Annotated in this window: 14 protein-coding genes; 5 read left to right on the top strand and 9 right to left on the bottom strand. The window is 70.8% G+C overall.

Annotated features, from left to right (window positions below):
- Positions 1 to 9 precede the first annotated feature (9 nt).
- The 3 genes from PX701_RS10620 to PX701_RS10610 are packed head-to-tail and all read right to left on the bottom strand — an operon-like array spanning position 10 to position 3166.
- On the bottom strand, positions 10 to 2364 hold the full coding sequence (locus tag PX701_RS10620; protein ID WP_231432117.1) for an arylsulfatase: 2355 nt from the start codon (positions 2362 to 2364) through the stop codon (positions 10 to 12).
- Positions 2365 to 2388: 24 nt separating this feature from the next.
- Positions 2389 to 2685, bottom strand: a complete 297-nt coding sequence (locus PX701_RS10615; RefSeq protein WP_231432118.1) for an SHOCT domain-containing protein — start codon at positions 2683 to 2685, stop codon at positions 2389 to 2391.
- A 58-nt stretch (positions 2686 to 2743) separates the two neighbouring features.
- Positions 2744 to 3166, bottom strand: a complete 423-nt coding sequence (locus PX701_RS10610; protein WP_231432119.1) for a DUF6325 family protein — start codon at positions 3164 to 3166, stop codon at positions 2744 to 2746.
- A 211-nt stretch (positions 3167 to 3377) separates the two neighbouring features.
- Here PX701_RS10610 and PX701_RS10605 point away from each other — a divergent pair, with 211 nt between their 5' ends.
- Positions 3378 to 3707: a hypothetical protein gene (locus tag PX701_RS10605; RefSeq protein WP_231432120.1), complete on the top strand. Its 330-nt coding sequence runs from the start codon at positions 3378 to 3380 to the stop codon at positions 3705 to 3707.
- A gap of 22 nt (positions 3708 to 3729) precedes the next feature.
- Here PX701_RS10605 and PX701_RS10600 read toward each other — a convergent pair whose 3' ends face one another.
- Entirely contained in the window at positions 3730 to 5871 is a 2142-nt protein-coding gene (locus PX701_RS10600) for a winged helix-turn-helix domain-containing protein (protein WP_275506257.1), read from the bottom strand.
- Between the two features lie 363 nt (positions 5872 to 6234).
- On the opposite strand from PX701_RS10600, the gene PX701_RS10595 reads away from it, so the two are divergent.
- Genes PX701_RS10595 through PX701_RS10585 form a run of 3 tightly spaced genes read left to right on the top strand, consistent with a single transcriptional unit; the run spans position 6235 to position 9493 of the window.
- On the top strand, positions 6235 to 7686 hold the full coding sequence (locus PX701_RS10595) for an NAD(P)/FAD-dependent oxidoreductase (RefSeq protein ID WP_275506256.1): 1452 nt from the start codon (positions 6235 to 6237) through the stop codon (positions 7684 to 7686).
- Positions 7683 to 8072 carry a cupin domain-containing protein gene (locus PX701_RS10590; RefSeq protein WP_231432123.1) on the top strand — a complete coding sequence of 130 codons (390 nt, stop codon included), beginning with the start codon at positions 7683 to 7685 and terminating at the stop codon, positions 8070 to 8072. The genes PX701_RS10595 and PX701_RS10590 overlap by 4 nt, the downstream gene beginning before the upstream one ends.
- A 44-nt stretch (positions 8073 to 8116) precedes the next feature.
- Positions 8117 to 9493, top strand: coding sequence for an NAD-dependent succinate-semialdehyde dehydrogenase (locus tag PX701_RS10585; RefSeq protein ID WP_231432124.1), 1377 nt, complete (start codon positions 8117 to 8119; stop codon positions 9491 to 9493).
- A gap of 33 nt (positions 9494 to 9526) precedes the next feature.
- Here the strand turns inward: PX701_RS10585 and PX701_RS10580 are convergent, their stop codons facing one another.
- The 5 genes from PX701_RS10580 to PX701_RS10560 form a co-directional block, all read right to left on the bottom strand.
- Positions 9527 to 10375 (bottom strand): hypothetical protein, encoded by an 849-nt coding sequence (locus PX701_RS10580; protein WP_231432125.1) that lies wholly within the window; start codon positions 10373 to 10375, stop codon positions 9527 to 9529.
- Positions 10376 to 10386: 11 nt separating this feature from the next.
- Complete coding sequence (locus PX701_RS10575) at positions 10387 to 11043, bottom strand: hypothetical protein (RefSeq protein ID WP_231432126.1); 657 nt, start codon at positions 11041 to 11043, stop codon at positions 10387 to 10389.
- A gap of 103 nt (positions 11044 to 11146) precedes the next feature.
- Positions 11147 to 11881: a winged helix-turn-helix transcriptional regulator gene (locus PX701_RS10570; RefSeq protein WP_231432127.1), complete on the bottom strand. Its 735-nt coding sequence runs from the start codon at positions 11879 to 11881 to the stop codon at positions 11147 to 11149.
- 10 nt (positions 11882 to 11891) lie between these two features.
- Positions 11892 to 12353, bottom strand: a complete 462-nt coding sequence (locus tag PX701_RS10565; RefSeq protein WP_231432128.1) for a VOC family protein — start codon at positions 12351 to 12353, stop codon at positions 11892 to 11894.
- Positions 12354 to 12456: 103 nt separating this feature from the next.
- The gene (locus tag PX701_RS10560; RefSeq protein WP_275506255.1) at positions 12457 to 14100 is read right to left on the bottom strand and encodes a PucR family transcriptional regulator; all 1644 of its coding nucleotides are present in this window, start codon (positions 14098 to 14100) and stop codon (positions 12457 to 12459) included.
- Positions 14101 to 14203: 103 nt separating this feature from the next.
- On the opposite strand from PX701_RS10560, the gene PX701_RS10555 reads away from it, so the two are divergent.
- Complete coding sequence (locus PX701_RS10555) at positions 14204 to 15754, top strand: CoA-acylating methylmalonate-semialdehyde dehydrogenase (protein ID WP_231432130.1); 1551 nt, start codon at positions 14204 to 14206, stop codon at positions 15752 to 15754.
- Positions 15755 to 15758 lie beyond the last annotated feature (4 nt).

The following is a 15758-nucleotide window of genomic DNA, read 5'->3' as shown; positions in this document are numbered from 1 at the left end:
CAGTGGGACTCAAGCCTTCGCCGGCAGGTGGTACGCGACATGGACGCTGTCGATCGTACCGTCGAAGGCGAAGGGCATCTTGTCGAAGTACGCCCGCGAGACGGGTCCGCCGTACGCGCGGCCGATGTCGAGGCAGTCGTTCGCCGAGAACAGCAGCGGCGCGCTGACGGGCACCGTGCCCGAGCCGACCTCGGCGCCGTTCACCTTCAGCGAGACCGAGAGCGGTCCGCCGGGCCGGGGCTCGAGGTAGTCGGTCACGATCTCGATCGTCGCCTCGCCCGCCGCGAGCGGCTCGGCCGAGGCGATGATCGTGCGCTGCACCAGGAACAGGTTGTACTCGTAGTGCAGCACGCCGTCGACGAGGTAGGCCGTGAGCCCGCCGCCGGCGCCGCCGAGCTTGTAGAGCACGCCGTTCGCCTGCTCGGGCAGGTCGACCTGCATCGAGACCGTGTTCGGCTTGTTGCCGAGCGCCGGCGCGCAGAACTCGGGGATGCGGACGGTATCGCCCGACAGCTCCCACTCGGTGTAGGCCGGGCCGAGCCGGAACTCGGGGTGGTAGACCGGAACCCAGAGCCCGCCGCCGACCGGCAGCACTTCGTTCTTGGCCGCCTCGATCGCGAACAGCTCCTTCAACTGCGCGAGCTTCTCGGGATGCTCCGCGGCGAGGTCGCGCGCCTGGCTCCAGTCCTCGTCGAGGTGGTAGAGCTCCCACTTGTCGGCGTCGGGAGTCCAGGTCGCGATGCCGGGAGGCGCCCCGGGCACCCACGGCAGGCGCGGCCCCGTCGCAGACGCGATCCACCCGTCTGAGTAGATCGATCGGCTCGCCATGATCTCGAAGTACTGCACCCGGTGCCGTCCGTCGGCCGACGGGTCGTCGATCGCGTACGCGAAGCTCGTGCCGTCGATCGGGTCCTGCGGGATGCCGTTCACCATGTCGGGGTGCGAGATGCCGAGGATCTCGTAGATCGTCGGCACGACGTCGATGACGTGGTGGAACTGGGTGCGCGGCTCGGGGTCGTGCGCGATCCGGCCGGGCCACTGCACGAACATCGGGTTGCGGGTGCCGCCGAGGTGCGAGGCCATGAGCTTCATGCCCTGGTACGGCGTCGACCCCGCCCACGCCCACGCCGCGTGGTACTGGTTGTCGGTCGCAGGGGTGCCGAGCGCGTCGAGCCCGCCGAGCTCCTCGAGCGCGGCGATGTGCTGGTCGATCGTCGTGGGGATCATGTTCTGCGCCAGCAGCTCGCTGATCGTGCCGTTCTGGCCCTCGCCCGACGACCCGTTGTCGCCCCAGATGTAGACGATGATCGTGTTGTCGAGGTAGCCGAGGCGCTCGATCTCGTCGATGAGGCGGCCGGCCTGCACGTCGGCGTGCTCGCCGAAGCCGGCGCACACCTCCATCAGGCGCGCCTGGAACGGCTTCTGGTGATCGGGGATGTCGTCCCAGCCCTGCAGGCTCTCGGGTCGCGGGGTGAGCTCGGCCGAGTCGGGGATCCAGCCGGACTCCTTGGCCCCGGCGAACGCCGTCTCGCGGTAGGCGTCCCAGCCGTCGTCGAACTTGCCCTTGTACTTGTCGGCCCACTCCTTCATGATGTGGTGCGGCCCGTGGATGGCGCCCGTCGCCCAGTACATGTAGAAGGGCTTGTCGGGCGCGTTCGCCTTGTGGTCGCGCAGCCAGTGCATCGCGTCGTCGGCGAGGTCCTCACTCAGGTGGTAGCCCTCTTCGGGCGACTTGGGCGGCAGCACGCCGGTCGTGTTGCGCACGAGGTTCGGTTCGTACTGGGATGCCTCCCCCGCGAGGAACCCGTAGAAGTACTCGAACCCGTAGCCGGTGGGCCAGCGGTCGTACGGACCGGCCGACGTGGTCTCTTCAGCCGGCGTGTTGTGCCACTTGCCCCAAGCGCCGGTCGAGTACCCGTAGTTGCGGAGGACCTCCGCCATCGTCGCACTCGACTTCGGGATGTGGCCCGAGTAGCCGTCCCAGTCGTTCGCGAGCTCGGCGATCTGACCGCTGCCGACCCGGTGGTGGTTGCGGCCCGTGAGCAACGACGCACGGGTGGGCGAGCACATCGCCGTCGTGTGGAACCGGTTGAACCCGATGCCGCCGGAACGGATGCGGTCGAGGGTCGGCGTCTCGACGACGCCGCCGAGCGGCTTGGGCAGCGCGGGCCCCGCGTCGTCGATGAGCACGACGAGGACGTTGGGCGCCTGCTCGCCGAGATGGCGCTCGGCGGGCAGCGGCGCGTACGTCGATTCGCCGAGCGTGCGTCCGGCGATGCTGCCGGACGCCTTCGGCGCGAAGGGCAGCGTGCGAGCCGGTGGGAGCTGTGCCCCGATCACGGAACGAGATGCGGTATCGGTCATTTCAGCTTTCCTGTCTCTTCGTTCTCAGCCGAGCAGCTTGGCCTTGGCGGCCTCGAACTCGGCGTCGCTCAGCACGCCCTGCTCCTTGAGCGTCGCGAGCTGCTGCAGTTCGGCGACGACGTCGGTGCCGCCGGCCGCCGGTGCCGCGGCAGGCGCCGGGGCGGGCGGAGGCGGTGGCGGCGCCTGGTACATCGCGGCCTGCTGCTGCATCTCGTACTGCTGGGCCTCGTACTTCTCGTCGGCCTTGCGCTGCTGGTGCCGCATGACCCCGCCGCTCACGGCGGTCGCCGTTCCGGCGACGACCGCGGTGCGCGCGGCCATTCCGATCAGACCCGGTCGACCGAACCTTCTCAACAGTGGCATCGTCGTTTCTCCCCCTCTAGAGCGCGTCGCGCGCTTCCGCGACCACGGCATTGACCACCGGTGCGGGGATCCGCACCGAATCGACGACGACACCACCGGCCGCGAGCAACCTGCTCGCGAGGTGCCTCGCCCAGACCAGTTCGACGACGAGCAGGAGCGCCGATGCGCCGACCGGAAGGCGGCCGCCGAGCTCGTTCACGTCGTCTTCGCCGACGAGGCCCTCGCCGGCCAGTTCGATCTCGCCGAACTCGATGCCCGTCTCGTCGAGCTCGAGGAACTCGATGCCGTCGGCCGTGCGCGCGACGTGCACGAGGTCGAGGAGCCGCACGGTACCGGCCTCGACGAGGTCGAGCACCGCCTCCACGACGCCCGCATCCGGCGCATCGCCGTCATATGCGGCGAGCACCAGCTCGACCGGTCCGAATTCGAGATCTTCCATGGATCGCGCCCCCTCGGCAGTTCGGCTCGGAGCGCTTCGCTCCGGCGGTCGGGCACGCGGAACCGCACCCGCTCCCATCGTGCTGACGCCACCCATCACCTGCATCACGCAGATCGTGTGATGACCACCCGCCGACGCGATCGCGTGATCTGCGTGATGCGGGCGGAGCCGAATCGCGGTGGGATCGAAGGCATCGATTGGAGCACCCGCCATGGACCACATCGAAGCGCTGCGCCGACTCGCCATCGCCGACGAGCGGCTCTCGAGCGAGGTCTTCGGCGAGCCCGACACCAGCTCGCTCACGGCGAAGTCGCTCGCGCTCTCGCGCCTCGGTGCCCTGGCGGGCGTGGGGGGCACCGACGCCTCGTTCGCCGCAGTGGCCGACGCGGCCGTCCGGGCGGGGGCTTCGACGGCCGAGCTCGTGCACGTGGTCGTCGGCGTGGTCCCGATCGTCGGGGCGCCGCGAGCGGTCGCCGCCGCGCAGCACCTGGCGGTCGCGCTCGGGCTCGACCTCGAGACGTTCATCACGGGTGACGCGTGATCGTCGACCGCCGTCCCGACGCTCAACCGAGGAGGCCGAGTTCGCCGGCACGCTCGACGGCGGCGCCGCGTGTGGTGACCTGCAGCTTTCGGTAGATCGAGCCGACCTGCGAGCTCACCGTGTTGCGCGAGACGAACAGCCGCTCGCCGATCTCGGCGATCGTGAGGTGCGTCTGCAGGTAGGGCAGCAGTCGCAGCTCGGCCGGCGTGAGCGGCGAGCTGCCGAGCACCTCGCGCGAATGCTCGAGCGAGGAGCGGAGCTCGTCGACGGCGTCGACCAGGGTGCCGAGGTCGGGTCTCGCGCGCAGCAGTTCGTCGATCTCGTGCAGCAGGTGGGCGGCCGTCGGGTTCCGGCCCAGGGCGGCGAATGACCGGGCGAGCTCGAGCCGCACCTTGACGGCGAACACCGGCATGACATGCGTGCAGAGCCCGCGATCTCGCATTGCGCTCACGAGCAGGCGCTCGGCGGTCGCGAGGTCGCGCCGGCGGATCGCGATGCGGGCGCTGACCGCGAGCGCGAGCATCGTCGTCGCGTAGCCGTGCATGTTGCTGGACTCGATGACGTTCATCGCCCGGTCGGCATGGCCTGCGGCCTCATCGATCGCACCCCGATCGAACGCCATGACGGCGAGCTCGGCTTCGCTCAGCAGGATCGTGTCGGCGTTGCCGAACAGTTCGGCCTGAGCCGTCGCCTGCTCGAAGGCGCGCTTCGCCCCGCCGTCATCGCCGGCGAGCTGCTTCGTCCAGCCGAACAGGTGCAGCGCCTGGTCGCGCCACAGGCTCGACGGCGACTCGGCGCCGAGCGCGTAGGCGGCGTCGTCGGTGGCCGAGGCGAGTCCCTCGCGCCACATGATGACCCGCACCATCGCCCGCGCCGAGTGGTATTGCGGAAGCCCGAACTCGGGCGGAGCGTCGTACTCGATCGCGTCGAACATGCGCGCCCATCGATCGGCCTCGGCCGCCTGCCCCGCGAGGATGGCTCGGAGCCCTGCGTGCACGACGAGGGGAGGGAACGAGGCGATCGCCTCGTCGCCGAGCTCCTGCATCCAGCGCGTCAGGGCGGCGAGCTCGCCGGCCTGGTAGGCCGTGAGCCCGCGCTCGGCGACGAGCCGCACCGACTGCGCGCGGTCACCGGCAGCGAGCAGGTGCTCGATGGCGAGGTGCACGTGATCGTGCTCCTCGCACCAGCGCGCGGCCCGACGATGCAGCTCGGTGTCGGCGCCGGGCTCGACTCGGTCGAGTTCCGCGAGCAGGAACTCCCGGAAGAGCTGGTGATAGCGGTACTCGCCGCGGCGGCGGTCGATCGGCACGAGGAAGAGTCCGCGTCGTTCGAGATCCCGTAGTCGCGCACGCGAGTCGTGGCGTTCGAGCACCGCGTCGCAGCATCCGGCCGAGAGGTGCTCGAGCAGGGCGGTGCGCCGCAGGAAGGACTGGTCGTCTGGCTCGAGCCCGGCGTAGCAGGCGCGGTACAGGTAGTCGGCGACGAAACGGTCGTCGCCGCCGACGTCGACCGGGTCGCCGCCGTCGCGGGCGACCAGCGCGGCGAGCGTGATGCCCGTCGGCCAGCCCTCGGTGTGCTCGACGAGCCGTCGGAGCTCGGCGTCGTCGGTGCCGGCGTCGAGCAGCTCGAAGACCTGGCGGGCGTCGTCGACGTCGAGCCGCAGGTGGTCGGCGCCGATCTCGACGATGTCACCGCCGAGCCGGAGCCGCGAGAGGAACGGCGGAACGCGCCGGCTCGCCATCACGACCTGGGACCCCTCGGGCACGCGCGCGAGCGCGACCTCGAGCACGTCCTGGCAGTCCGGCGAGTCGGCCTCGTGCACGTCGTCCAGCACGAGGACGAACGGAACGCCGAGCCGCTCGATCGCCGAGGCGAGGAGCGGGGCCGCCCGGCCCAGCACTCCGGGACCGGTCATCGGCAGGGCGGCGACGCCCGCGATCCGCTCGTCGCCCGGCAGCGCATGGTCGAACGCCTCCGCCAGCACGTTGACGAGTGCCGCCGGGTCGTCGTCGAAACGGTCGAGCGAGACCCAGACGAGCAGGCGCTCGTCGAGCTCGGCCCACTCGCGCAACATCGTCGACTTCCCGTACCCCGCCGGGGCCACGAGGCTCACGAGCGCGGCCCGCGAGGTTCGCGCGCGCTCGATCAGTCGTCGACGGCTCACGGTGGCGCCGCGCGCTCTGGGCGGCGCGAACTTCCGCTCGTGCCCGTCTGGCACGGACAGCCCGTCGATCGTCGTGATCGGGTCTGCACCCGATCCCGACGACGCGTCCCCCCGCACGGCCGTCATACCGTCCATATGGTGGAGTTTATTCACGGATGAGGGATCCTCCGGCACGACATCTCGCACCAATCCGGGCCATGCCCCACGAACGGGGGGTACGTTCCAGGAGTGCGTTGCGACAGCGGCTGCAGCCGATCGGACAAGTCGTTCGGTCGCGAGCCCAGATCGCGACACCCGCCGCTGGCGACCTCGACCCGCCGCCGTCAGGATGGATGGCAACCAATCGCATCGGAGTGATACCCCGTGGGCACCACCGTCTTCGAACGACGCACCCCCCGTCCATCCGTCATCGAGCACTCGCTCGCCACCACCGATCACGCGGTGTTCTGGCGCGACGACCTGCCCGCAACCCTCACGCCGAACCGGCCGAAGCTCGCCGGCACGAAGGTCGCCGAGCTCGTCGTCGTCGGCGGCGGGTACACCGGCCTCTGGACGGCGCTGCTCGCGAAAGAGCGCAACCCCGACGCGCGCGTCGTGCTTGTCGAGGCGAAGCGCATCGGCTGGGCGGCCTCCGGCCGCAACGGCGGCTTCTGCGAGGCGAGCCTCACGCACGGCGACGAGAACGGCAAGGCCCGCTGGCCGAAGGAGATGGACCTGCTCCACCGCCTCGGCATGGAGAACCTCGACGCCATCGAGGCGAGCGAGGCGAAGTACGGCATGGACTTCCAGTTCGAGCGCACCGGGCAGCTCGCCCCCGCGATCGAGGAGCACCAGGTCGAGTGGCTGCGCGAGTGGGCCGACGAGGCGGCGTCGAACGGCGAGGCCGACGACGTCGTGTTCCTCGACGAGGCCGCGGTCCGGGCATCCGTCGATTCGCCGACCTTTCTCGCCGGAGTCTGGGAGAAGCGCACCAACGCCATGGTGCACCCGGCGCGCCTCGCGGCCGAGCTCGCCCGTGCGGCCGAGGAACGCGGCGTCGAGATCTTCGAGGGCTCGCCCGTGCGCAGGCTCGAGACTCCCGGGTCGACGGGCGCGGTGAGCATCGTCACCGATGGCGGCCGCGTCGACGCGAAGCACGCGGTGCTCGCCACGAACGTCTTCCCGTCGCTCCTGAAGCGCAACCGGCTCATGACGGTGCCGGTGTACGACTACGTGCTCATGACCGAGCCGCTGTCGGCCGAGCAGCTCGCCTCGATCGGCTGGAACGACCGCCAGGGCATCGGCGACATGGCGAACCAGTTCCACTACTACCGCCTCTCGAAGGACAACCGGATCCTGTTCGGCGGCTACGACGCGATCTACCACTACGGCCGCAAGGTGCGCGAGCAGTACGAGAACCGCCCCGAGACCTGGCAGAAGCTCGCGAGCCACTTCTTCACGACGTTCCCGCAGCTCGAGGGGCTGCGGTTCAGCCACCAGTGGGCCGGTGCGATCGACACCTCGACGCAGTTCACGGCGTTCTTCGGCACGGCGCGCGACGGCCGCGTCGCCTACGCACAGGGCTTCACGGGCCTCGGCGTCGGATCGACGCGGTTCGCCGGCGAGGTCATGCTCGACCTGCTCGAGGGGCGCGAGAACGAGCGCACCTCGCTCGAGATGGTGCGCAAGCGCCCCCTGCCCTTCCCGCCCGAGCCCGCAGCGGCGATGGGCATCAACGCCACGCGCTGGTCGCTCGACCGAGCCGACCACAACCGCGGCAAGCGCAACGTGCTGCTGAAGACGCTCGACGCGCTCGGCCTGGGGTTCGACTCGTGAGCGCCGACGGGCAGGGCGACGTGCTGCGGCTTCTCGCCGGTGCGGTGACGGATGCCGCGGGGCTGGCGCTCGAGCACGAGCCGGTGCCGGCCGACCAGGTCGTCGCGGGCAGCCCGACGACGGCGTACCTCCCCCTCGACGAGTCGGCGGTCGGCGAGATCGGCGTCTGGGAGATGTCGGTCGGCGCGATGCGCGACGTCGAGGTCGACGAGGTGTTCGTCGTGCTCGCGGGCGCCGCGACGGTCGAGTTCGAGCACGTGCCGTCGACGGGCCGCCCCGGCGACCCGATCGTGCTGGCGCCGGGAGCCGTCGTGCGACTCGAGGCCGGCATGAAGACCATCTGGACGGTCCGCGAACCGCTCCGCAAGGTGTTCATCTCGCGCTGAGGCGCGTTCTACGTTTCAGGATTCAGGTTTCAGGAGGAGCAGACATGGCCAAGTACCGGGTGCAGAACCCCGCGACGGGGGAGATCGTCGAGACGTTCGAGTCGGCGACCGACGCCGAGATCGAGCAGACGCTCGCGGCGGCCGACGCCGCCTACCGCGAGTGGCGCGAACGCAGCGTGCAGGAGCGCGCCGCCGTGGTCAAGCGCGTCGCCGAACTCTTCGACGAGCGTCGAGACGAGCTCGCCCGCCTCATCGCCGTCGAGATGGGCAAGTCGATCGCGGAGTCGCTCGACGAGGTCGAGTTCGCCCGCTCGATCATCGAGTACTACGCGGTGTACGGCCCGAGCCTCATCACCGACCACGAGATCCCGTCGACCATCCCCGGCAAGGCCGTCATCGAGCAGCTGCCCGTCGGCGCCCTGCTCGGCGTCATGCCGTGGAACTTCCCCTATTACCAGGTCGCCCGCTTCGCGGCGCCGAACCTCGTGCTCGGCAACACGATCATCCTGAAGCACGCCGACATCTGCGCGCGCTCGGCCCTGACCGTCCAGGAGATCATGGAGGAGGCCGGCGTTCCGGTCGGCGGCTACCAGAACGTGTTCGCCTCGCACGACCAGATCGCGACCATGATCGCCGACCCGCGCGTGCAGGGCGTCTCGCTCACGGGCTCCGAGCGCGCCGGCGCCATCATCGGCGAGCAGGCGGGCCGCCACCTCAAGAAGGCCGTGCTCGAGCTCGGCGGCATCGACCCGATGGTCGTGCTCGACGCCGACGACGTGGCCTCCGTGGCGAAGGCGGCGTGGGACTTCCGCGTCTACAACGGCGGCCAGGTCTGCAACTCGAACAAGCGCATGATCGTCATGGACGACATCTACGACGAGTTCGTCGCCGAGCTGACGAAGCTCGCGACGGGCCTCGAGCCGGGCGACCAGCTCGACCTCGGCGAGGGCCAGTACGCCCCGCTGTCGACGCGCACCGCCGCCGAGACGGTGCACGCGCAGGTGCAGAGGGCGATCGCCGAGGGTGCGAAGCTCCAGGCGGGCGGCGTCCTCGCCGACGGCCCCGGGGCGTACTACTCCCCCGCCGTGCTCACCGACGTTCCGCGCGACTCGGAGTCGTACCGCGAGGAGATCTTCGGACCGGTCGCGACGGTCTACCGGGTGCACAGCGACGAGGAGGCCCTCGAACTCGCCAACGACTGCGCGCTCGGCCTCGGCGGCTCGGTCTTCTCGACCGACGAGGCACGTGCCGCCCGCGTCGCCTCGCGTCTCGAGGTCGGCATGACGCACGTCAACACGATCGCCGCCGAGGCCGCCGAGCTGCCGTTCGGCGGGGTCAAGCGATCGGGCTTCGGCCGCGAGATGGGCCCCATCGGCATCGGCGAGTTCTCGAACAAGCGGCTCTCGTTCGTCGCGAAGTAGCCCGCCCGAGCGGGCCGGGTCCGGCGATGTCGTCTAGCCCCAGAGCGGCACGTCGCCGGGCCCGGCCCGCTCGATCTCGACCTCGATGCCGGATGCGGCTGCGAGCTGCTCGGCGAGCGCCGTCGCCGAGTCGAGGTCGGTGACCGTCACGAGGAGGCTGACCTCTCCCTCCCTGATCCGGCCCGCCTCGACCGGATACGAGGCCCGCACCTCGTCGAAGACGTCGAACTCGGCCTCGAGGGAGACGCCGGGGTCGGCGACGGCCTCGAACCGCGTCGGCATCCCGTATCGCCCCTGCATCAGGACCTGGTCATAGCCGTCGGCCGGTTCACCCTCGACGGGCACGAACGCGCCGACCTCCGCAGTTGAACGGACCTCGAGCGAGTCATGGGCCGCGAGCGCCTGGGAACGGCGTGCCGCCGGCTCGAGCCCGTCGGCGTCGACGGCCGACATCAACACCTCCGACGCGCTCAGCACGCCTTCGACGCCGCTCTCCCACATCGGACCCGCGATGGCGAGCCGCGTGTCGTTCAGGGCGCGATCGTCGGTGATCTCCACCGTGAAGCTCTCGTACTCGATCGCACCCTTCCACGACACGGCGCCGCCGCCGTCGTGCGCCATGAACGCACCGAGCTCGTGACCGAGCTCGACGGCGCGCTCGGGCGACGCTGCGTCGTCGACGCGGAGCACGACGTTCGCGGACCCCATGAACGGCAGGTTGTTCGAACCGCTGACTGCGACCTCGTCGACGTCGGCGACGCCGCTGAAGCGCTCGGACGCCCGCGAGGTCGCGGCGCCGCCCGCGTTGATCGCGCAGCCCGAGCAGGCGGCGAGCACGGCAGCGACCGCGAGCGCCGCGAGGACTCCTCTGGCTCGGCTCATGGTCGGCACGTTCAACCGCAGAACTCCTTCGGAATGCCGGCCCGGTCCTGGACCCCGATCATCACGACGACATCGTTCTCGACGAGGAAGTTGAGGTACCCGCTCGCCTCGTCGCCGGCGGCGTAACCGTACGACTCGGCACCCGTCTGGTTCGACGGCGCGAGGTCGGGGTAGGCGGCTGCGAGCTCGTCCATGGTCGACCCGAGCGCTACACCGGTCTCGGTCTTCGGCGACGCGGGCACCACTCCCTCGGCGTCGGCGCGGCCGTTGGCCCACACCCCGCCGATCGCGTCAGCGCCCTCGGGGTGGGTCAACAGCATCGAGGCCGAACCCTCCGTCGAGAGCTGCACGATCCCGGGGCAGTACTCCTCTGACTCGAAGGCCGTGAGCTCGGCGATGGCCGCCTCGGCCGAGGCTCCTCGCTGGATCGGCCCGATGCCGCTCGTCGTGATCGTCCAGGTCGACACATCAGCCGGATCGACGGCGACCGGCGCGACCGTCGGTGTGGCCGTCGGTGTCTCGACGGGTGTCGGCGCGGCCGTGACCGCGGCCGTCGGCTCGGGCTCGGTCGCGTCGCCCGACGTCGCGCACCCGACGAGCACGAGCGCTGTGCCCGCTGCGAGAACCGCTCCGGCCCACGATCCGACGAAAGATACGTTGCGAGGCATGGATCTCCTTCATGCACGTGGCCCCCGGCCGTGTCCGATCAACGTACCGGCCCGCTCCCGTCCGCAGGAAGGAGTTCTCCGTATCGCTTGGATAACGCCCGCCTCACGCGACCGCCGCGTCGGCCGCCCCCTGCGGCGGCCCCGCCGGCTCGATGCGGAACGTCTCGCTGAACCGCGCGAGCAGCTCGGCGTCACCTGCGAACGACTTCGACACGGATGCCTCGCCCGCCAGCAGTGCTCGCAGCCGGCCTGGTGCGAGCTCGAGTTCGAGCACGGCCTGCGGCACGGGCTCGAACGCCGATCGCCGGGGTTGCGGCAGGGCGCCGGGGCCGACGGGCGCGACGTCGAGCGTGCTGCCCACGACGATCGCCGACACCGAGACGACCACCGCGTCGGGAGCACTCTCGTCGGCCAGGTGCAGCACGTATTCCGTGGGCGGCATCGACGCCGCGGCATCCGGCCGGAATGCCGATCGCAGCGCGAAGGCGACGGAGTCGGCGCTCACCGTCTCGCCGTCTCCGGGGTCGCCGAGCACCGCCCAGCCCCAGCGTTCGAGCGCGGCGACGACGGGCGCGAGCTCACGCCCGAGGGGCGTGAGCTCGTAGCCGCCGCGCACCATCGGAACGCGCCGGATCACCCCCGACTCCCCGAGCTCGCGCAGCCGGTCGCTCAGGATGTTCGTCGGGATGCGCGGCAGCGACGCCTTGAGGTCGCTGTACCGCCGCGCGCCCCCGAGCAGGTCGCGGACGATGAGCAGCGCCCACCGTTCGCCGACCCGCTCGAGGGCCCGTGCCACGCCGCTGTACTGGCCGTAGCCGCGCGCGGCGCGCGTCGCCATGCGGGACGCCTCAGGCCGAGGCCGCGCCGCCGGCCGACGCCTGCTGCGCCAGGTACGCGTCGGGGCCCTGCTCGACGGCCGCCTGCTCCATGAAGAGGAACCCGAGGATGTTGCCGTCGGGGTCTTCGAGGTCGCGCGAGTACATGAACCCGTAGTCCTGCGCCTCGCGCGGCTCCGACCCGCCCGCTGCGAGGCCCTTGGCGAGCACCGCGTCGACTTCGTCGCGCGAGTCGCGGGTGAACGAGATGCTCGTCTGCGCCTGCGTCTTCGGGTCGATGATCTGCTTGTCGGTGAAGGTGCCGAGGTACTCGCGGGTGAGCACCATGAAGTAGATGTTCTCGTCGAGCACGACGCACGCGGCGTTCTCGTCGGTGAAGAGCGGGTTGATGCTGAAGCCGAGGGCCTCGTAGAACGCCTTCGAGCGGTCGAGGTCGGTCGTCGGCAGGTTCACGAAGATGCTGGTCGTGGTCATGATCTCCTCCATCGGGATCGTCGTTCGTTCGTGGGTTGCGAGACTCAGCTTGCTCTTAACAAGTTCACTTGTCAATAGCAAGTGAACACCGGTTCGCCGGTGCTCAGCGCGTCCCGCTGCGGCGCACGAGCAGGGCGAGATGCAGGGCCGTCAGCGTCTCGCCGTCGTCGAGGTCGACGTCGAGCAGGTCGCCGATGAGCGCGAGCCGCTGGTAGAAGACCGACCGCGACAGGTGCGAGGCCGACGCCGCCGCCGTGCGGTTGCCCGGGTGCGCGAGCGTCGCGCCCAGCACGTCGAGCAGGTCGCCGCCGCGGGCGAGGTCGTACTCGATGAGCGGGGCGAGCATCTGCTCGCTGTGCCGCTGCAACCGATGGTCGTCGCGCAGCGACGTCACGAGCCGCACGAGCGGACGGTTCTCGGCACGCCGCAGCACCGGCCCGCGACTCGGCCGGGCGCCCGGCGCCCGCGCCAGGTCGAGCGCCTCCTGCACCGAGCCCAGCAGGCCGTCGAGCCCGGTCGCGCGCGATCCGATGGCGATCACCATGCGTTCTGCGGATGCCTCGGAGCCGACGATCGCCCGCGCGAACCCGCGTGCCGCCTCGTCGTCGAGCACCGCCCGCCGGGGCAGGGAGACGAGCACGATCGTCGCGGGTGCAGCGCCGGTGGCCGTGCCGGCGAGCGCCCGCCCGCCGAGTTCGCGCGCCGCGGCGTCGACCGCGCGCGCCTCGATCGGGGCGCCGGTCGCGACGAGCCCGTAGAGTGCCGCCTGCTCGACGGGGAAGCCCGCCGCGACGAGCCGGCCGGCCGCGGCCGGCAATCCGGCGAACCGGCCGTCGAGCAGCGCGTCGATGAGCCGTTGGCGCCCCGCCCGCACCCACTCGTCGACCTCGATGCCGTCGGCGAGGCGACCGAGCGCGAGCGCGATCGCCCCCTGCTCGAGCACGCCCGTACGGCCGGCCGGATGCGGCGGGCCCGGCAGCGCGATGAGCCGCCCCCACCTGATGCCGCGCGCCTCGACCGGCACGATGAGCAGGGCGTCGTCGTCGTGGGCGTGCCGCGAACGGGTCTCCCAGTTCGCGAAGAGCTCGGCTTCGTCGCCGCCCGGCACCTCGGCGGCCACGACCTCGTGCGCGAGGTTCTCGAGCACGACGGGGGCGCCGAGGGTCTGCGCGAGCTGCTGCACGATGTAGTCGGCGGGCGAACCGCGAAGGCTCAGCGCCGTGAATCGCTCGCGCACCTCGTCGCGCGCGCGGAGTGCGGCGGTCTGCTCGGAGATGATGCGGCTGTGCACCGCCTCGGTGAGGGCGACGAACTTGACTTCGCGATGCAGCGCGACGAGCGCGAGGCCGTGCTCCTGCGCCGTCTCGACGACGACGGCCGGCACGTACCGGTAGTGCGCGCCCAGCTCGAGCACGAGGCCCGAGAGTCCCGCGTCGACGAGCCCGCGCACGAAGGCCGAGAGCTCGTCGGGCTCGGTGGGCCACCCGGAGCCCGTCGACAGGAGCAGCTCGCCGCCGTCGAGGAGTCGCGCCACTCCGGCGCTGTCGGAGACGTGCGCCCAGCGCACGGGGGCCTCGAGGGCCTCGCCGCCGACCAGCACCTCGGGCACCCCGTCGGCGAACGCCTGGAGCCCGACGATCTCGCGAACGGTCGGCATCGCCGCCCCGTCGCCGACCGCCGGCATCACCGGGCTCTGACCCGTCGGACGATCCGTTCGGATCGCCTCATCTTCGCGACGAACTGCCATCGCTCCGCTCACTTCGCCTCTGCAACACTTGGAAACAGAAGCTTAGCCGAGCATCGGGCATTCTGTCCGACCCGGCCCCGCACGACCAGCTGAAGGAGCTGCGATGAGCATCACGGAGACGGCCTCGTCACCCACCACGACCCCCGAATCGCGCGTGATCGGACACTGGATCGACGGCGCGCTGCGCACCTCGACCTCGGGCCGCACCGCACCGGTGTACAACCCCGCCACCGGTGCCGTGCAGGCCGAGGTCGCCCTCGCCGACCAGGCCGAGATCGACGCGGCGATCGCGTCGGCCGTCGCCGGCTTCAAGGTCTGGTCGGAGTACTCGATCGCGAAGCGCCAGGCGGTGCTGTTCTCGTTCCGCGAGCTGCTCAACTCGCGCAAGGGCGAGCTGGCCGCCATCATCACCGCCGAGCACGGCAAGGTCCTCTCCGACGCCGCGGGCGAGATCGCCCGTGGGCAGGAGGTGGTCGAGCTCGCGACCGGCTTCCCGAACCTCATCAAGGGCGCGTTCAGCGAGAACGCCTCGACCGGCATCGACGTGTACTCGATCAAGCAGCCGCTCGGCGTGGTCGGCATCATCAGCCCCTTCAACTTCCCGGCCATGGTGCCGATGTGGTTCTTCCCCATCGCGATCGCCGCGGGCAACGCCGTCGTGCTGAAGCCCTCCGAGAAGGACCCGTCGGCTGCGCTCTGGCTCGCCGAGCTGTGGAAGGAGGCCGGCCTGCCCGACGGCGTGTTCACCGTGCTGCAGGGCGACAAGGAGGCCGTCGACGGCCTGCTCACCTCCCCCGACGTGCAGTCGATCTCGTTCGTCGGGTCGACGCCGATCGCGCAGTACATCTACGAGACGGCCTCGAAGCACGGCAAGCGCGTGCAGGCGCTCGGCGGGGCGAAGAACCACATGCTCGTGCTGCCCGACGCCGACCTCGACCTCGCCGCCGACATGGCGATCAACGCGGGCTACGGCGCCGCGGGCGAGCGCTGCATGGCGATCTCGGTCGTGCTGGCCGTCGAGCCGGTCGCCGACGAGCTCATCGAGAAGATCACCGAGCGCATCGGCAAGCTGAAGATCGGCAACGGCGCGGGCGTCGACGGCGTCGAGCCCGACATGGGCCCGCTCATCACCGACGTGCACCGCGACAAGGTGTCGTCGTACGTCGACATCGCCGAGGCCGACGGTGCCGCGGTCGTCGTCGACGGCCGCGGATTCACCGTCGACGGCCACGAGGACGGCTTCTTCTTCGGCCCCACCCTGCTCGACCGCGTGCCGACCACGTCGCGCGCCTACACCGAGGAGATCTTCGGCCCGGTCCTGTCGATCGTGCGCGTCGAGACCTTCCAGGAGGGCGTCGACCTCATCAACTCGGGCCAGTTCGGCAACGGCACCGCGATCTTCACCAACGACGGCGGTGCGGCCCGTCGCTTCCAGAACGAGATCGAGGTCGGCATGATCGGCATCAACGTGCCGATCCCCGTGCCCGTCGCCTACCACTCGTTCGGCGGCTGGAAGCAGTCGCTCTTCGGCGACTCGAAGGCGTACGGCGCGCACGGCTTCGACTTCTTCACCCGCGAGAAGGCCATCACGAGCCGCTGGCTCGACCCGGCCACCCACGGCGGCATCAACCTGGGCTTCCCCCAGAACCACTGAGTCC

The sequence above is a fragment of the Agromyces chromiiresistens genome (assembly GCF_029167465.1).
Classification (GTDB): Bacteria; Actinomycetota; Actinomycetes; order Actinomycetales; family Microbacteriaceae; genus Agromyces; species Agromyces chromiiresistens.
The sequence above is the reverse complement of the archived record's forward strand: the minus strand, read 5'-3'. Positions and strand labels throughout refer to the sequence as shown.

Bases quoted from the DNA above. Each gene is read 5' to 3' on its own strand.
- PX701_RS10580 (WP_231432125.1), bottom strand. From the start codon at position 10,375: ATGAGCCGAGCCAGAGGAGTCCTCGCGGCGCTCGCGGTCGCTGCCGTG.
- PX701_RS10610 (WP_231432119.1), bottom strand. From the start codon at position 3,166: ATGGAAGATCTCGAATTCGGACCGGTCGAGCTGGTGCTCGCCGCATAT.
- PX701_RS10560 (WP_275506255.1), bottom strand. From the start codon at position 14,100: ATGGCAGTTCGTCGCGAAGATGAGGCGATCCGAACGGATCGTCCGACG.
- PX701_RS10555 (WP_231432130.1), top strand. From the start codon at position 14,204: ATGAGCATCACGGAGACGGCCTCGTCACCCACCACGACCCCCGAATCG.
- PX701_RS10565 (WP_231432128.1), bottom strand. From the start codon at position 12,353: ATGACCACGACCAGCATCTTCGTGAACCTGCCGACGACCGACCTCGAC.
- PX701_RS10575 (WP_231432126.1), bottom strand. From the start codon at position 11,043: ATGCCTCGCAACGTATCTTTCGTCGGATCGTGGGCCGGAGCGGTTCTC.
- PX701_RS10605 (WP_231432120.1), top strand. From the start codon at position 3,378: ATGGACCACATCGAAGCGCTGCGCCGACTCGCCATCGCCGACGAGCGG.
- PX701_RS10620 (WP_231432117.1), bottom strand. From the start codon at position 2,364: ATGACCGATACCGCATCTCGTTCCGTGATCGGGGCACAGCTCCCACCG.
- PX701_RS10570 (WP_231432127.1), bottom strand. From the start codon at position 11,881: ATGGCGACGCGCGCCGCGCGCGGCTACGGCCAGTACAGCGGCGTGGCA.
- PX701_RS10615 (WP_231432118.1), bottom strand. From the start codon at position 2,685: ATGGCCGCGCGCACCGCGGTCGTCGCCGGAACGGCGACCGCCGTGAGC.
- PX701_RS10585 (WP_231432124.1), top strand. From the start codon at position 8,117: ATGGCCAAGTACCGGGTGCAGAACCCCGCGACGGGGGAGATCGTCGAG.